Annotated in this window: 13 protein-coding genes; 6 read left to right on the top strand and 7 right to left on the bottom strand. The window is 71.6% G+C overall.

What is annotated here, in order from left to right:
- Positions 1 to 22 precede the first annotated feature (22 nt).
- Together ACFWEP_RS00100 and ACFWEP_RS00095 are read right to left on the bottom strand one after the other, a co-directional pair.
- The gene (locus tag ACFWEP_RS00100; RefSeq protein WP_387362989.1) at positions 23 to 502 is read right to left on the bottom strand and encodes a WXG100 family type VII secretion target; all 480 of its coding nucleotides are present in this window, start codon (positions 500 to 502) and stop codon (positions 23 to 25) included.
- Between the two features lie 40 nt (positions 503 to 542).
- Positions 543 to 851 (bottom strand): WXG100 family type VII secretion target, encoded by a 309-nt coding sequence (locus ACFWEP_RS00095; RefSeq protein ID WP_387362986.1) that lies wholly within the window; start codon positions 849 to 851, stop codon positions 543 to 545.
- A 143-nt stretch (positions 852 to 994) separates the two neighbouring features.
- On the opposite strand from ACFWEP_RS00095, the gene ACFWEP_RS00090 reads away from it, so the two are divergent.
- The gene (locus ACFWEP_RS00090) at positions 995 to 1,633 is read left to right on the top strand and encodes a hypothetical protein (RefSeq protein ID WP_387362983.1); all 639 of its coding nucleotides are present in this window, start codon (positions 995 to 997) and stop codon (positions 1,631 to 1,633) included.
- A gap of 214 nt (positions 1,634 to 1,847) precedes the next feature.
- Here the strand turns inward: ACFWEP_RS00090 and ACFWEP_RS00085 are convergent, their stop codons facing one another.
- Positions 1,848 to 4,685 (bottom strand): right-handed parallel beta-helix repeat-containing protein, encoded by a 2,838-nt coding sequence (locus ACFWEP_RS00085; protein WP_387362980.1) that lies wholly within the window; start codon positions 4,683 to 4,685, stop codon positions 1,848 to 1,850.
- Positions 4,682 to 5,812 (bottom strand): hypothetical protein, encoded by a 1,131-nt coding sequence (locus ACFWEP_RS00080; protein ID WP_387362977.1) that lies wholly within the window; start codon positions 5,810 to 5,812, stop codon positions 4,682 to 4,684. Before ACFWEP_RS00080 ends, ACFWEP_RS00085 begins: the two co-directional genes overlap by 4 nt.
- 336 nt (positions 5,813 to 6,148) lie before the next feature.
- On the opposite strand from ACFWEP_RS00080, the gene ACFWEP_RS00075 reads away from it, so the two are divergent.
- Entirely contained in the window at positions 6,149 to 6,898 is a 750-nt protein-coding gene (locus ACFWEP_RS00075) for a response regulator transcription factor (RefSeq protein ID WP_387362974.1), read from the top strand.
- 80 nt (positions 6,899 to 6,978) lie between these two features.
- Here ACFWEP_RS00075 and ACFWEP_RS00070 read toward each other — a convergent pair whose 3' ends face one another.
- The 3 genes from ACFWEP_RS00070 to ACFWEP_RS00060 form a co-directional block, all read right to left on the bottom strand.
- Positions 6,979 to 8,370 carry an EsaB/YukD family protein gene (locus tag ACFWEP_RS00070; RefSeq protein ID WP_387362971.1) on the bottom strand — a complete coding sequence of 464 codons (1,392 nt, stop codon included), beginning with the start codon at positions 8,368 to 8,370 and terminating at the stop codon, positions 6,979 to 6,981.
- A 171-nt stretch (positions 8,371 to 8,541) separates the two neighbouring features.
- A complete protein-coding gene (locus ACFWEP_RS00065) occupies positions 8,542 to 8,859 on the bottom strand; it encodes a WXG100 family type VII secretion target (protein ID WP_387362968.1) in 318 nt (105 codons plus the stop codon).
- Between the two features lie 31 nt (positions 8,860 to 8,890).
- Positions 8,891 to 9,220 carry a WXG100 family type VII secretion target gene (locus ACFWEP_RS00060; RefSeq protein WP_387362965.1) on the bottom strand — a complete coding sequence of 110 codons (330 nt, stop codon included), beginning with the start codon at positions 9,218 to 9,220 and terminating at the stop codon, positions 8,891 to 8,893.
- Positions 9,221 to 9,819: 599 nt separating this feature from the next.
- Here ACFWEP_RS00060 and ACFWEP_RS00055 point away from each other — a divergent pair.
- The 4 genes from ACFWEP_RS00055 (at position 9,820) to ACFWEP_RS00040 (ending at position 13,954) form a co-directional block, all read left to right on the top strand.
- Positions 9,820 to 10,314 carry a hypothetical protein gene (locus ACFWEP_RS00055; RefSeq protein ID WP_387362962.1) on the top strand — a complete coding sequence of 165 codons (495 nt, stop codon included), beginning with the start codon at positions 9,820 to 9,822 and terminating at the stop codon, positions 10,312 to 10,314.
- 39 nt (positions 10,315 to 10,353) lie between these two features.
- Entirely contained in the window at positions 10,354 to 12,654 is a 2,301-nt protein-coding gene (locus ACFWEP_RS00050) for a hypothetical protein (protein ID WP_387362959.1), read from the top strand.
- Between the two features lie 64 nt (positions 12,655 to 12,718).
- Positions 12,719 to 13,276, top strand: coding sequence for a hypothetical protein (locus ACFWEP_RS00045; protein ID WP_387362958.1), 558 nt, complete (start codon positions 12,719 to 12,721; stop codon positions 13,274 to 13,276).
- 120 nt (positions 13,277 to 13,396) lie between these two features.
- Entirely contained in the window at positions 13,397 to 13,954 is a 558-nt protein-coding gene (locus ACFWEP_RS00040) for a hypothetical protein (RefSeq protein ID WP_387362955.1), read from the top strand.
- Positions 13,955 to 14,189 lie beyond the last annotated feature (235 nt).

Raw genomic sequence — 14,189 nt, 5'->3', positions numbered from 1 at the left:
GTACGGAGAGGGGGCGGGCGCGTCAGAAGGTCTCGCTGATCGCCGTCTGGGTGACGTCGGTGATGCTGACGGGGGTGGCGGCACCGCCTCCGCCGGACGCCAGGGCGTTGCCGAACTCGGTGAACATCTTGACCACCGCGTCCTCGGCCAGCAGGTAGTTGTTGCCCGCGCCGCTCAGGGCCACCGAAACCCGGTTCAGCACGCTGTACTTCGCGTCCTCGTCGCTCGTGCCGAGCAGGGTGGCCAGGCAGGCGCTCAGCCGGTCGGCGAACTCCTGCGCCTCGGCCTGGGTGTCGCCCTGCCAGCCGAGCTGGAGGGAGTCCAGGGTGTCGAAGAGAGTGCGCAGGGTGTCGGTGATCTGCTCGACGAGACCGCCCGAACCATCCGGTCCGCCGACGGTGTTGGCCAGCGCCACCAGGTGCGAGCCGTCCACGGTGATGGTTCCGTCTACGACGCCTGCCGCCGAAGCGTAGGGCGCGTCGAGGTCGGGCTGGGGGATCACGGGGCCTCCTGCTCGTGGGCACGCGGACGGCCCCGGGACGTCACGACGGGAAGTTGCCGGTGTTCTTGGTCTCCGCGTCGAGGTACTGGTCGTACGCGCTGCGCATGCGCGTGGCCATCTCGTGCAGCAGCTCGATCAGTTGCGCCGTGGCCCCGTCGAACTCGGTGTGCAGGTCGACGAAGGACGTGCCGGCCCGGCTGTGCCAGACGCCCTCGGCGGCGGTGAACGCCGTGTCGACCCCGGTGATGAGGTCTTCGAGGGTGGTGGTGCATCGGTTGACGGTGCCGACGGCGTCGAGGAGCTGCGCCAGATCGGCCTTGAACTCGCCGGGGGTGAGGGCTCTGGCCACGTCGGTACGGTAGGCCGGGCGCCGGACGGCGCGAAACTTCCCTTTTCCGTGTCCCGGTCCGTCCCCGAACAGGGACCTGGACGACGGCGCCCGCGCGCGCGGAGGGTGGATGCGCACACATCCGAGGAACACCGGGAGCGGCCGTGGCCACCGTCCAGCCGAAGAATTCCGCGCACGGTCCGGCGCGGGTCCGCCCGACGGGCGAGGACTCCGGCGGCGAGAGCGCGCCGGTGGCCGCCACCCAGATGCCCTCGCTCGCCATGATCTGGGGCGACGCCCCGCCGATCACCGCGAACCAGGGGCCGGAGACCCCGTCCGGTCAGGGCGGCGGCGCCACCGGTGGCTCCCACCCGCAGCTGACGGTGGACCTCGGCAGTGTCCGGGAGAGCGTGCAGGGGCTGCTGAACTCGTCCCGTACCGCGGTCGACCAGTACATGGTGATGAAGCAGCGGGTCGAGACGGCCGTCGCGGGCGGTACGGTCTTCGGCCAGAACGCCCAGCGGAAGGTGGACAACACCCAGTTCAACTTCTTCACCGGCCAGTGGTCCTGGGACAACGACGGCCCCAGCCTGGAGCCGGACAAGCCGCTCCAGGAAGCGGCCCTCAAGTTCGCCGCCCAGATGAACCCGGCGATGACGCAGGTCATGCGGGAGTGCGCGGACGCGCTGGAGCTGGCCGGACAGTTCATCGTCCTGCTCGACCGGGCCGGCACCGCCTACGCCCACGCCGACTACGCCTCGGTCTTCCCGGACGCGCCGATCGGCCCGGTCGTCGACACGTAGGCACCCGGCACGCGCACGCCCGACGCGCCCGCCCTGGGGCGTGTGTCGAAAGTCCCGCCTGTCCGGCGACGCCCGGCACGCACGCTCGCCGCGTTGTCGGGTTCGCCCCGATACGTCCAGTATCGGGGCGACCCTCCGCCGTGCGATCGCACGCACCGGACGCCGCCCGACCCGCCCCGCGGGCGGACGGCGCCACTTCCGACGCACGCCCTAGTCAGTCCACCCTCCGCACCGGACCCAACCCCGGCCCCGGCCCCAGGTCCGCGTCCGGTACGTCCTCGGGCAGCAGGGTCACCAGATCGGCCGTGGTGGGCTCCGCCTGGTCCGACAGGCGTGCCGCGTGCCGTTCGGTCATCCGCTGGAAGAGCTGCCGCGCCCCGCGTCCGTTGCCGAACGTCTCGTCGCGGTCCTGACCGTCGAAGTGGTCCCGCAGCGCCTCGGCCGTCCCCTCGCCCAGCTCGTACCGGTGCTCGGCGGCGTGCACCTCCACGATCCCGGCGAGCTGCGCCGCGTCGTAGTCGTCGAAGACGAGCGTGCGAGTGAAGCGGGAGGCCAGCCCGGGGTTGGCGGAGACGAAGTGCCGCATCTCCTCCGGATATCCGGCCACGATGACCACCACGTCGTCCCGGTGGTCCTCCATCAGCTTGACGAGGGTGGCGATGGCCTCCTGGCCGAAGTCGCTGCCGTGCCCGTGCGGGACCAGGGCGTAGGCCTCGTCGATGAACAGCACCCCGCCCAGGGCCCGTTGGAAAGCGGCGGTGGTCCGGGGCGCGGTGTGGCCCACGTACTCCCCGACGAGGGTCCCCCGGTCGGCCTCCACGAGGTGCCCCCGGGTGAGCAGGCCCAGCGCGGCCAGCAGCCGGCCGTAGAGGCGGGCCACGGTGGTCTTGCCGGTGCCGCTGTTGCCGGCGAACACCAGATGCCGGCTGAGCGGGGGCGGCGGCAGTCCCGCCTCGACGCGGCGGCGCACCAGCCGCATCAGCTTCACCATGGTCTCGACGTCCTGTTTGACGCGCTCCAGGCCCACCAGGGAACGCAGTTCGGCGAGCAGGGTCTCCAGCGACTCCTCCCCGGCCGGTACGGGTGTGCCTCCCCCGGCCGCCGCCTCGGCACCCTTGCCCGCGCCGATGGCGGCCGGTACGGGTGCGGGGTCCGGGGCGCCCGGGGAGTCGGCCCGGTCGGCCGCGAGTGAGCCGGGCGGCAGCGCGCTGGTGGCCACCGACTCGGTCCTGCACTCCCGGAACACGACACGGTGGCCGTCGGCGAGACGTACGTCCTCGTCGGTGTCGTGGATCAGGACCCGGCGCAGCACGGTGGTGGCGCCCGCTCCCGCGAACACGGCGGGGCAGGCGGTCGAGCCCACCGTGCAGTCGGTGAGTTCGCCCGCCGCGCCGTCCGTCGCGTAGAGGCCGTTGCCCTTGGCGCGGGCCACCCGGGTGCCGGTGATCCGGGGGCGGGCAGCGGCCGTGACGACCAGGGCGGTGCCGGCGGTGTCCATGATGTGGCAGCCGATCAGCCAGGGGGCGGCCCGTTCGCCGATCATGACGCCCGTCTCGCCGCTGTCCCGGACGCGCAGCGCGGACACCTGCGCTCCGGTGTCCGGTCCGACGAGCAGTCCGGTCGCACAGCCCGTCACTTCGCACTCGTCGACCAGCGGCCGGTGCGGGGTGGTCAGGGCGATCCCGGTCTCCGCTCCGGTCACCCGCACCCGGCGGGCGGCGAGGTCGCCGCCCGCGACGGAGATCCCGGCCAGTCCCACCGGGCCGATCAGGCAGTCCTCCAGCGTGGCCAGGGCGCCTTCGCCCACGCGGACTCCGTGCTGGGAGCCGTCCTCGACGGTGCAGCCACGCAGGACGGCGCGTACGGCCCCGCCCAGGTGGACGGCGGTGTAGGCGGCTCCCGTGACGGTGCAGCCGGTCATCCGCAGGGCCGAGCGGTCCACGGCGAAGACGCCGTTGCCGCCGGCGTCCGCCACGGTGCAGTCGTCCAACTCCGCGTCGGCCGCGTCGCCCACGGCGACGCCGCTGCCCCCGCTGCCGGTGATCCGGCAGCGGGTCATCCGCAGGACCGCGCCTTCGTCGGCGAGGACGCCCACGGTCGCGGGTCCCTCGATCCGGCAGTCGCGCAGGGTCAGCCCGGCCCCGGCACCGGTGGCCCGTGCTCCGGCGGCCCGGGCGCCGGTGATCCGGCAGCTCTCCAGGACCACCCCGTCGGGCCGGTCGCCACCCGACCGGGGCTCGCCCGCGCCGTCCCGCGTGGAGCCGCGGCCGTTGGCGGTGTCCTTCACGCCGCCGTCCCGCTCGCCGGTGCCTTCCGCGCCGGTGCCTTCCGCGCCGGTGCCTTCCGCGCCGGTGACGAGGACGGCGGGGCCGCCGGCCCCCTCCAGCAGGCAGTCGCGCAGCAGCAGCGGACGCCCGCTCCGCTCGGCGTGGACCGCGCTGCCCGCGGCTCCGCGCAGTTCGGCGCCGGTGAGTCCGCCACCGGCGCCCTCCCGCAGCCGTACCGCGTCGCCGGGGGCGTCGGCGACCGTCAGGCCGTGCCCGGTCACGGTGGCTTCCCCCTCCACCAGGAGGCCCGCCCCCTCGACGCGCAGTCCGGCCAGCGTGGTGGTACTGCGGCCGGACAGCCGCACCCCGGCCGCCGTCCCGGTGCCGTGCACCCGGCAGTCGCGCAGCACGGGTGCGGCGTCCCCGGAGACCTCCAGCGCGCCACCGCTCATCTCGCAGTCCGTGAACTCGGCTTCTCCGCCGGTCACCCGGACGCCGGCGGTGCGGTCGCCGGGTCCGTGCAGGACGAGGCCGCCGACCCGTACCCGTCCGCCGGTCACGGTCAGCGGGACTCCCCTGCCCCCTGCCAGCCGGACGGTGCCGGGGCCCTGTTCGGCGACGAGCGAGACGTCGCCGGCGAGGACGAGCGTCTCCGGATACACCCCGGGCTGCACGGAGACGACGGCGCCCGGCGCCGCGGCCCGCAGCGCCGCCGCGATGGTCCGGTGCGCGCCCCATCCGTGGGCGCCGACCCGCAGGGTGGTGCCGTTGCCCCGGCCGATCACGCGGCGACGCAGGAGAGCCGCATGGGGGCGGCTGCGTGGTGCGCGAAGTCGGCGCCCGTGCCGGTGTTCACCAGCCGGACGGTGAGGGGCCCGCCGCTGACCTTCCAGGAACCCGCCGAGACCCAGCTCCCGCGGTGCGCGGTCTGGTCGACCGTGAAGGATCCGGCCGACGTGCCGCCGCTGTGGATCGAGTTGTAGAGGGCGTACCGGGAGGGGGTGCCGCCCACATAGGTCTTGCTGGGGTTGTTCGGCACGTAGACCGAGACGGAGCAGGTGCCCGAGGAGAAGCTGGCGCCGTAGTTGAACTTCCAGAGCCAGTAGGTGTCGGTGTCCCGGGTCGAGGAGGAGCCGGACATCGGCAGGGCGGCGTAATGTCCGCTGCACCCCTCGCCCTTGTAGCCGCCCTTGCCGCTGGTGAGCCAGCCGTCGACGTCGGTGCCGTAGTCGGGGTCGCTGGCCCAGACCGTGGCGGTGGCGGTCTTGGGGCACTCGTAGCCGGCCAGCGCGGTGAAGGTGGCCTTCGGAGCGGTGACGCCGTGGGCCTGCGTACCGGCCGAAGGGGCCGTGGTGGCCGAGGGTGCGGGAGCGCTCGTGGGGGGCGCCGAGGCCGCTGCGGTGGCGCCGCCCGGGGTCTCCGGGGCGTCGGTCTCCGCGCCCGGGTCGCCTTCGACCACGGTGCCCGGCGCACCGGCGACCACCGTGGTCGAGCCGCCCGGCGCGGTGCCGCCCGGAGGGGAGACGGTGGGCGGCGTGGCCGGGGTGGCACCGTTGCGCCCCGTGGCCTTCGGGGAGGCGGTCGCGCTCATCGCCGCGCCGACCGGGGTGGCCGTGTCGGTGGTGTCGTCCCCGCCGAACGCGCCCACGGCGACGGCGGTGAGCCCCAGCGCGACCACCACGGCGGCGCCGATCATCAGCAGTCGGCCGCTCGACCGGCCGCCGGACTCGCCGTCCGGTCGCACCCCGGAGACGAACGCCGACACGAAGCCGCTGCGGTCCTCCTGGGTCAGGCGGTCCGGTCCGCTCGGGGCAGCCGCCGGGGAGGGGGTCACCGCCGGTGCGGGCTTCTCCGCCGGGGAAGGGCCGGCCGCCGGAGGGTTCGGCTGGTCGGGGGTCTCGGGGTCGGACAAGGAACTGCCTTCCTGGTGCAGGGTCGCGCGAAGGTAGCCCGTACCCGACGGGCCGGGTAAGGGCGTCCGGAAGAAGTCGATTCGAAGATCACATGAGCAGATGATGAACATCGGACACTGCTCGCACAGGTGCGCGAGAAGTCCGGTTCAGCTGTTCGATGCACGCATATGCTGACCGCCGATCTTGGTACATCACCGCTCGGTAAGGCCGCCTGACGGCACGTCGGGCCGTACGGCTCCGCAGCGGACCGCCGATGGAGGACGGCTGCGGCACCGCGGCCGTCGCGGGTGGACACGGCGAACGCCGGCCGGCGGACGGAGAGCGGAGCGACACACATGCGGATCGCCGTCATCGAACAGCGCAGCCTGGTGCGGCACGGCCTGGAGAGTGTCCTGTCGGGCATCGAAGGGGCCGAACTCGTCCCGGCCCCCGACCACGCCGAAGGGTTCACCGGTAACGGACTCGGCGCCGACGTGATCCTCTACGGGCCGCCGCGCACCGGAGGAGAGGAGTACGCCTCCGCCGCCGCGCCTTCCCCCGGGGGGACCCGCCGCCCGGCACCGGCCCGGGAGAGCGTCGGCCGGCTCGCCACGCACGGCCGGGTCCTGGTCATCTGGGACGTGTACTCCACGCAGCCTCTGCTCCCGGTGGTCCGCGCGGGCGCACTGGGATGCGTCACCGAACGCGTGGAGACGGACGAACTGCTGCGCGCCGTCAGGACGGTGCACGGCGGCGGTCTGCACGTCTCGCCGCCCCTCATGGCCAGGCTCCAGGACGAACTCGCCGCACCCGCGGCGGAGACGGAACCCCGGCAGCTGGCCCGGCGCGAGCTGGAGACCCTCCGACTGCTCGTGGGCGGGCTCACCCACGGCCAGATCGGCCGCCGGCTCGGACTGACCGAGGCGACGGTCAGCACCTACGTGAAACGCATCCGGACCAAGCTGGACGTCGGCAACAAGGCCGACATGACACGACGGGCCATCGAACTGGGCCTGCTGGCGGAGCCGCCCGGGACCGTACCCGGTCCGCGCACCGCCGTACGGCCCGCCGCCCGGCAACTTCCCACCGACGGCGCCCTCCGCTGAGGACCGGGCGCCGGCCGACGGCCCCCGCCCCTCCCCCGCACGGCTCGAAGTCGTCGTCCCGGCCGGGCGGTGGTGCCGCCTCACAGGCGGTGGCCCAGCCCGGACAGCCGGCCGAACACCCCGAAGGCGGCCACGGTCAGCGGGATGGCGAGCGCGCCGATCGCCGTACCGGCGCCCGCGAGCCAGGCCGGGCGGCCCGTGCCGGCCGATTCCGGCCGCATCAAACGCCGGAACCCGTACGCCACCAGCACGAAGGCCACCACCGCGACCGCCGCGACCCCGGCCGCCGGAGGCAGCCCGAGCCAGCCGGGAGCCGCCAGCAGCAGGACGAACGCGCCCACCGCCCCGGCGGCGCCCACCGGAACCACCTCGCTGACCGTGGCCGCCTGACCGGCCCGCAGCAGCAGCCCCAGCGCCAGCGTCGCGGCGATGGCGGGACCATACGGGGAGTCCGCCGCCGCGAGCAGCGCCAGCGTGACGGCCAGGGTCAGCGACAGCAGCCCGGTCCACACCAGCAGCAAGCGCATGGCGACCCGTACGGCCGCCTCCAGCTCGACGCCCGACGAGGGAAGTTCACGTCCGGAGCGCCGGTATCCGGTCGCCGCGACCCGGGCAGCGGTGCCCGGCGCGAACAGCAGGAGCACGAAGGCCCACACGGCGGCCAGGGCCGAGCCCTGGTCCCCGTCCACACCGGTCAGTGACAGCACCACCACGGGGACCGCACCGGCGAGGACCACCAGGAGAACCCCGCAGGTGGCGGCGGACATCGCGGCCCCGCAGGCCAGCGCCGCACCGATCAGCGCACCACAGGCCGCCCCGGCGACGGCGACACCAGGATCCCCCTGGCCGCTCCCGGCCGTCAGCCCGTACCCCGCCGCGGCGAGGGTGGGCACCGCGCACACGGCCAGCGCCGTCCGCACCCCGGCGGGCACCGCCCAACCGCGTTCGAGCGCGATCCGGGCGAGCATCGGCAGCAACACCCCCGCCACCAGTGCCGCGCCGCCCAGCTCCGCCCGGGAGAGCGGCTCCCCGGCGGCTCCGGCGCTCCCGCCGCCGTGCACGACGCGCGCGAGCAGCGTCCCGGCGACCACCCAGGCCAGACCGGACACCAGCAGGGTGACCGCCCGGGCCCGGGCGGTCCAGCGGCGCTCCAGCAGCCGCTCGGACGCCTCGGTGACCTGCTCGGCCACGTCGCGTACCACCGGCTCGTCGTACTCACCGGCCAGCAGGTCGGCCAGGTAGAGCAGCTGCCCGTCCGTCACGCCGGACTGGGCGAGGGACCGGTCCGGCGCGAGCGGGGCGGCCTGCCCGGTACGCACCGTCCAGGCGGCGGGCATCAATTCGTCGTCGCTCACGCCGCACAGCCCGGCGACCGAGTCGATCCAGTCGGTGATCGGGGCGCGGGCGGGGACGGCGAGATCCACCTGCCGGTGGTCGGCCACCACGGTGATCCGGCAGTGTTCGTCGGCCATGGTCGGGAGCCGGTTCCTCTCGGGTCGTGAAAATGGCCTCCGCCCCGTACCCGGGGGAAGGCGTCGGCAACGGTCCGGACGGTGCTCGGGCCGTTGCCGACGGACCGTCCGGTGATCCGCACGCCGGATCGGCCGGCGGATCACCCGCGGGCCGGGCGCCGGTCCTCCGGTTCAGCCGGTGGTGCGCCAGGTGGAGACGTTGGCCCACTCCGCTTCGGAGTAGTTCGACCAGTTGACGTTCAGCGCCATGGAGATCCTGCCGAGCACCCCGTCCGGCCCGAAGAGGCCTTCCGCCGCGGTGTTCCACTCGCTCTGCAGGGTCTCGTAGTAGACCTTGGCCTCACCGGTCCAGGTGTCGGCGAGCGGCTGCAACTTCGTGATCAGCGCGGCCAGTTCCTCGGCGATGACCTCCGCCCGGGCGTTGATGTCCGCGCCCGCGCGCTCCAGGTCGCCGGCGACCAGGATCCTGCTGTCCTCGATACCCGCCACGGGGTCTCCGTCTCCTCGTCGGCCGCGCGGGTCAGCCCAGCCGGGCCGGGGGCAGTTCGCTCTCCATCTGCTGGAAGCTCTGGAGAGCCGCCGCCTCCGCGTCGTGATAGTTGATGTGGGTGTTGGTCAGGCCGTCGGCGATGTCGGTGAGCGCCTGGTGCAGCATCCGCGCGTACACGTCGTACTGGGCCATGTACGTCGTGAACGTCTCGTGGGCGATGCCCTGCCAGCTGCTCTCCAGGTTGACGATGTACGTCTTCAGGGAGTCGAGCTGCTGGCTGACCTCTTCGGCGGTGCCGCGGCAGGACGACGCGGCATCGGTCACCATCTGCAGAGTGACTGCGTAATCCTGCGTGGCCACGAGGCCGTCCTCCCGTCCGGGGCACGGAGCCGGCGACCGTGCCGACTCCCGCCGGTCCGACGGGTCCGGCGCTCCGTCACCCTCCCAGCCCCCGCCCCCCACGGACAGTCCCCCGTTCGAGCCCCGGGGCCGTCACCCTTCGGGTGTCACCGGGACACGGCGGAGACGCCCGGGGAGCGCTCCGCGGCAGTACGTGCCGGTGGCCGGGCTCCGGCGGCGGAGCCCGCCGGAGTGCGAACAAACCACCCCCCTCACGGGCGAACCAATGCATTCGCCCCACGCATCTCTGAAGCCTCCACGAGATGCACACAACTGCTGTTCACGGATCTGGACGACGTCCCATGTGAACATCCTGGCGAATTGCTAGTTTGATCGAAGGGCTGTCCCGTGATCCGTGGTGCACGGGTTCGCAGGCGCCGGATGCGACGCGCCGCACGGTGGGGAACATCCGCGTACCAGGTGGTGTGCGGAGGTTCCGACACCGCCGCGAGACGCGGTACCGGGCGCCGCGACCCCCGCCATGGCACGCCGGGCATCACCCAGAACCGAGGCGCCCACCGGGCGCGACGGCACGGGGCACGACGGGGGAAGGGTTTTTCATGGCGTGGGACGAGTGGGAGCAGCTGAAGGCGGGCGCCGCCGACCGGTCGACCGGAATGCGATTGAACCAGTTGGACCCCGGGGACGGCGGCGGTTACGTGGGCCTGCCCGGGCAGACGGGCGACCTCAAGGTGGCTCAGGGCGACCTGGCGAAGATCGGCAGTCAGGCGCATTCCCTCTACGACAACCTGTGGAGCAAGGCCAGGGTCGCCACTCCCAGCAGCGACGCGGCCGCCGGCGATCTGAGCGGTCAGGGCTTCGCCCTGGGCGGCGGGCTCAAGCACGTGTCGAACCGGTGGGAGGAGCAGCTGAAGTCGCTCATGGACGCCTGCGCCCACATCTCCAACCACATGCAGGTCACCAAGAAGGTGCACACCGGGGACGAGAACTACATCCAGCGGCAGATGAGCAGCATCGACGCCCTGGACGCCGGGTTCGACGAGCGGGTCGGCGAACCGGGCAAGAAGAACCCGGCGTACGAACCGAAGAAGTAGCGGCGCGCGACCACAGACGTACAGGAGAAACGACACCTCATGGATCTCGACGCGCTCCGCTTCGCCAACTTCGCGACGCTCGACACGGCCGTCTCCGACTGGAACCAGCTCGTACGGCACCTGGCGGAGCTGAAGAAGCAGGCCGAGGACGGCCTGCACAAGGCCGCCAACTCGGCCGACTGGGCAGGTATGAACGCCACGGTCACCAAGGAGTTCATCGGCAAGACCGCCGGCGAGTTCGGCGATGCCCACACGCAGGCCACCACCATCCACAACATCCTCAGTGACACCCGGGACGAGTTGCGGCAGTTCAAGAAGGACCTTGAGGCCGCCATCACCCGCGGGCAGGCGAAGAACCTGACCGTCGTCAGCACCGACAAGGGCGGCTTCACCGTCACGATGAACATCCACCCGGACAGGGCGGCGAAGGGCACCACCGTTCCGGAGCACACCGAGAGCGACGTCACGGCGCTGCGCGACGAGGTGCAGGGGATACTCAACAGGGCCACCGAGAGCGACACCTCGGCGAGCACGGTGCTGAGCGCGATAGCCGACCAGTCCACGATGGGCTTCTCGGACGCCAGTTACAAAGACCGCGACTCCGCGGCGGACGCCGTCCAGGCCGCGGACGACCTCGCCAAGATCGCGGCGAAGAACCCCAAGGACCTCACGCCGGCAGAGTTCGACAAGATCAACGACGGTCTCGCGAAGTACAAGGACGACCCGCTGTTCGCCGAGCGGTTCGCCACCCGGCTCAAGCCGGAGCAGACCCTCGAGTTCTGGGCGGGCGTCACCGATCCCGCCGTGAACCCGGAGTTGCTCCACGAGCGCGTCGACAAGCTCGACGACCTCCAGCGCAATCTCGGTCTGACGCTCGCCACCGCCACGCAGAGCGACTCCGCCGACATGACGAGCTGGAAGGGCGACATGGTCCGGCTCGGCGAACAGCCCATCGGCCGGAACGGCGGCGGTCCCATGGGGTTCCAGGTCATGAGCAACCTGATGCGGACCGGCGACTACGACGACCAGTTCCTCAAGAGCTACGGCACCGCGCTCATGGAGACGGAACGCAAGCTCACCGGCAACGGCGAGCACGCCAACATGGCCTGGCAGAAGATGGGCTACGACCCCCTCCTCAACCGGATCGGCGAGGACAGCGGTTCCGACCCGCTGACCGGTTACCTCAAGGGCCTGTCCAACAGCCCGGACGCGGCGACCGACTTCTTCAACGAGGAGTACGTCTCCAAGGAGGACTCCCCCTTCGAGCGCGACACGGACGGCAACGGCAAGAACGGGAAGGTCCCGCTCTCCAACTTCCAGTACCTGTTCGAGGAGCGGGACTGGCCCCAGGAGAGCAACTTCCACGGCGACGAGGTCAACACCGGCCGCAACAACCTCGCCCTCGCCCTGGAGGCCGCCGCGACCGGTCACCCGGCGGGCGAACTGCCCACGGCGGACACCCCGGCGCACAACGACGGGCAGGCCAGGCTCTTCGAGTCGATCGTGGCTTCCGTCGCGGACGACAACGAGCGTCTCACGGGTCACAGTTACATGTCCGACAGCATCGGGCAGATCACCTCGGAGTACCTGCCGGACATCAACCGGGCCCTCACCGACGACGCGGACAAGGACACCGACCGACTGTTCCCCGTCGCCGGCAGTTCGGCCACGCTCGACCACCGTAACGTGAACGCGCTGTTGTTGACCGTCGGTCAGGATCCGGAGGGATACGCGGCAGTGGAGGTCGCCAACAAGGCGTACATGGGGAACCTCATGGATTACCACTTGAACCCGGACCTGCCGCCCGACGCGCGCTACTCGAACGACACGCAGTTCACCATCGAGCAGATAGCCCACGGCTCGGGTGAAGTGTCCGGCACGCTGGCCATCGGCCGTCAGGAGGCGGTCGCTGGTCCCGCCGACGAGTCCGACAAGAAGTTCGACCAGTCCGTGGGGCAATGGAAGAACGCCATTTCCGGAGGTATCGGCACGGGCATCGGAGTCGGTACGTCGTTCATCGCCAGCCCGGTCGCCGGCGCGGTGGCCGGCGGCGCGGCCGGGACCGTGAGCAGCATGGTCCTCGAAGCCCTCTTCCAGGACGCCGAAGGGCACGCCAAGGACGACGCGGGCCCCGTCATGGGCGAGCTGTGGGAGAGCGGCAACGATCAGAACTCGGACTACACCGAGGCCGCCGTGGAGAAGGCGGCAAAGACGCACCATCGCAATGACCTGTTGGACGACGGCATCGACGAGAAGGCCCGACGCGCCGCTCAAGACGGGTTCCGGGCAGCGGGTACGAACACCGCTCAAATGTCCCCGCACTTGAAGACGGACATCTGAGTCGAATGCCCGGGGACGGTGCCCACCGCACCGTCCCCGCCCGAACCCCGAAAGGCCTCTCGCGTTGTCCGTCCATGGAGCTCTTCGCAGTCACCGGCTCATCGGCACGGCCGTCTCCCTGTCCGCCGCCGCCGTACTCGCCTCCACCCTGTCGGCATGCTCCGACGACGAACCAGCCGCTAAGAACTACACCGTGCCCACCACACTGTGCGGAATCCCGGTCGACTCCGCACAAGTGAAGCCCCTGCTGCCAGGCGGGGATTCTCTCTCCCTGACGGCCTCGAAGCCGAACAGCGGGACAGTCCGCTGCAACGTCTCCGTGGACGGCAAGATCGTCCTCCGCTTCACCCAGACCTGGTGGGACCGCCTGGACACCGGGTTCAAAGTCTCGGGGGCGTACTCCGGCACGAACGACGCGGAGACGACGGACGACTACCGGTTCGCCTGGACCGGAACGGCCGGCGTGGGCAAGACCTCTTCCTGCACGTCGTCGAAGCACCCGGACATGCGCCTCTTCGCCATCATCCAGGCATTCGATCCCAGCATCGACGACAAAGCGACCATGAAGACCCTGATCAACAGCTACACCGCGGCGGTGAACCGTTCAGATGCCTGCGAATGACCCTCGGTGCACGGGTAGTGCTTCGAAGGCTCGCACCGGGACGGCCCGTTGAATGTGACCGACCGTCCGAGAACGGCCCCGCCCGATCACCTCTGTACACATCCAGAAAGGCCCGTCGCGTTGTCCGTCCGTGGAACTCTCCGGCGCCACCGGCTCATCAGCCCGGTTCTCTCTCTGTCGGCCGCCGTCGTCCTCGCCTCCAGCCTCTCGGCATGCTCCGACGACGAACCAGCCGCGAAGAACTACACCGTGCCCACCACACTGTGCGGGGTCGCGGTCGACTCCGCACAAGTGAAGACTCTGCTGCCCGGCGGGGATTCCCTCACCTCGGCGACCTCGAAGCCGAACGGCGGGACGACCCGCTGCGACCTGTCCGTGGACGGCAAGCCGGCCCTGCGCCTCGCCCAGGCGTGGTGGGGTCGCCTGGACACCGGGGCGACGGTCGCGGCGGCGTACTCCGGCACGAAAGGCGGGGAGACGACGGGCGACTACCGGTACGTCTGGACCAGCAAGGCCGGTGTGGGCAAAACCGCTTCGTGTACGTCGCCGGAGCACCCGGAGATGCGCCTCTTCGCGATCATTCAAGTCCTCGACTCCGGCGCCGGCGACAAGACGGCCATGAAGAGCCTGATCAACAGCTACACCGAGACGGTGAACCAGTCGGAGGACTGTGAGTAACCCACGGCGCACCGTATTGCCACGAAGGCGCACCCCCGGGACGGCCTGTCGCATGTGATCGACCGTCCGAGAACGGCCGCGCCCGATCACCCCTGCACACATCCAGAAAGGCCAATCGCGTTGTTTGTCCACGGAACCCTCCGGCGCCACCGGCTCATCAGCCCGGTTCTCTCTCTGTCGGCCGCCGTCGTCCTCGCCTCCAGCCTCTCGGCATGCTCCGACGACGAACCAGCCG

The organism is Streptomyces sp. NPDC060198 (assembly GCF_042728415.1).
Taxonomy (GTDB): Bacteria; Actinomycetota; Actinomycetes; order Streptomycetales; family Streptomycetaceae; genus Streptomyces.
This window is presented reverse-complemented; position numbering and strand designations above follow the sequence as displayed.

Excerpts from the sequence above, each read along its gene's own strand:
- ACFWEP_RS00075 (WP_387362974.1), top strand. The coding sequence starts at position 6,149 with ATGCGGATCGCCGTCATCGAACAGCGCAGCCTGGTGCGGCACGGCCTG.
- ACFWEP_RS00070 (WP_387362971.1), bottom strand. The coding sequence starts at position 8,370 with ATGGCCGACGAACACTGCCGGATCACCGTGGTGGCCGACCACCGGCAG.
- ACFWEP_RS00055 (WP_387362962.1), top strand. The coding sequence starts at position 9,820 with ATGGCGTGGGACGAGTGGGAGCAGCTGAAGGCGGGCGCCGCCGACCGG.
- ACFWEP_RS00050 (WP_387362959.1), top strand. The coding sequence starts at position 10,354 with ATGGATCTCGACGCGCTCCGCTTCGCCAACTTCGCGACGCTCGACACG.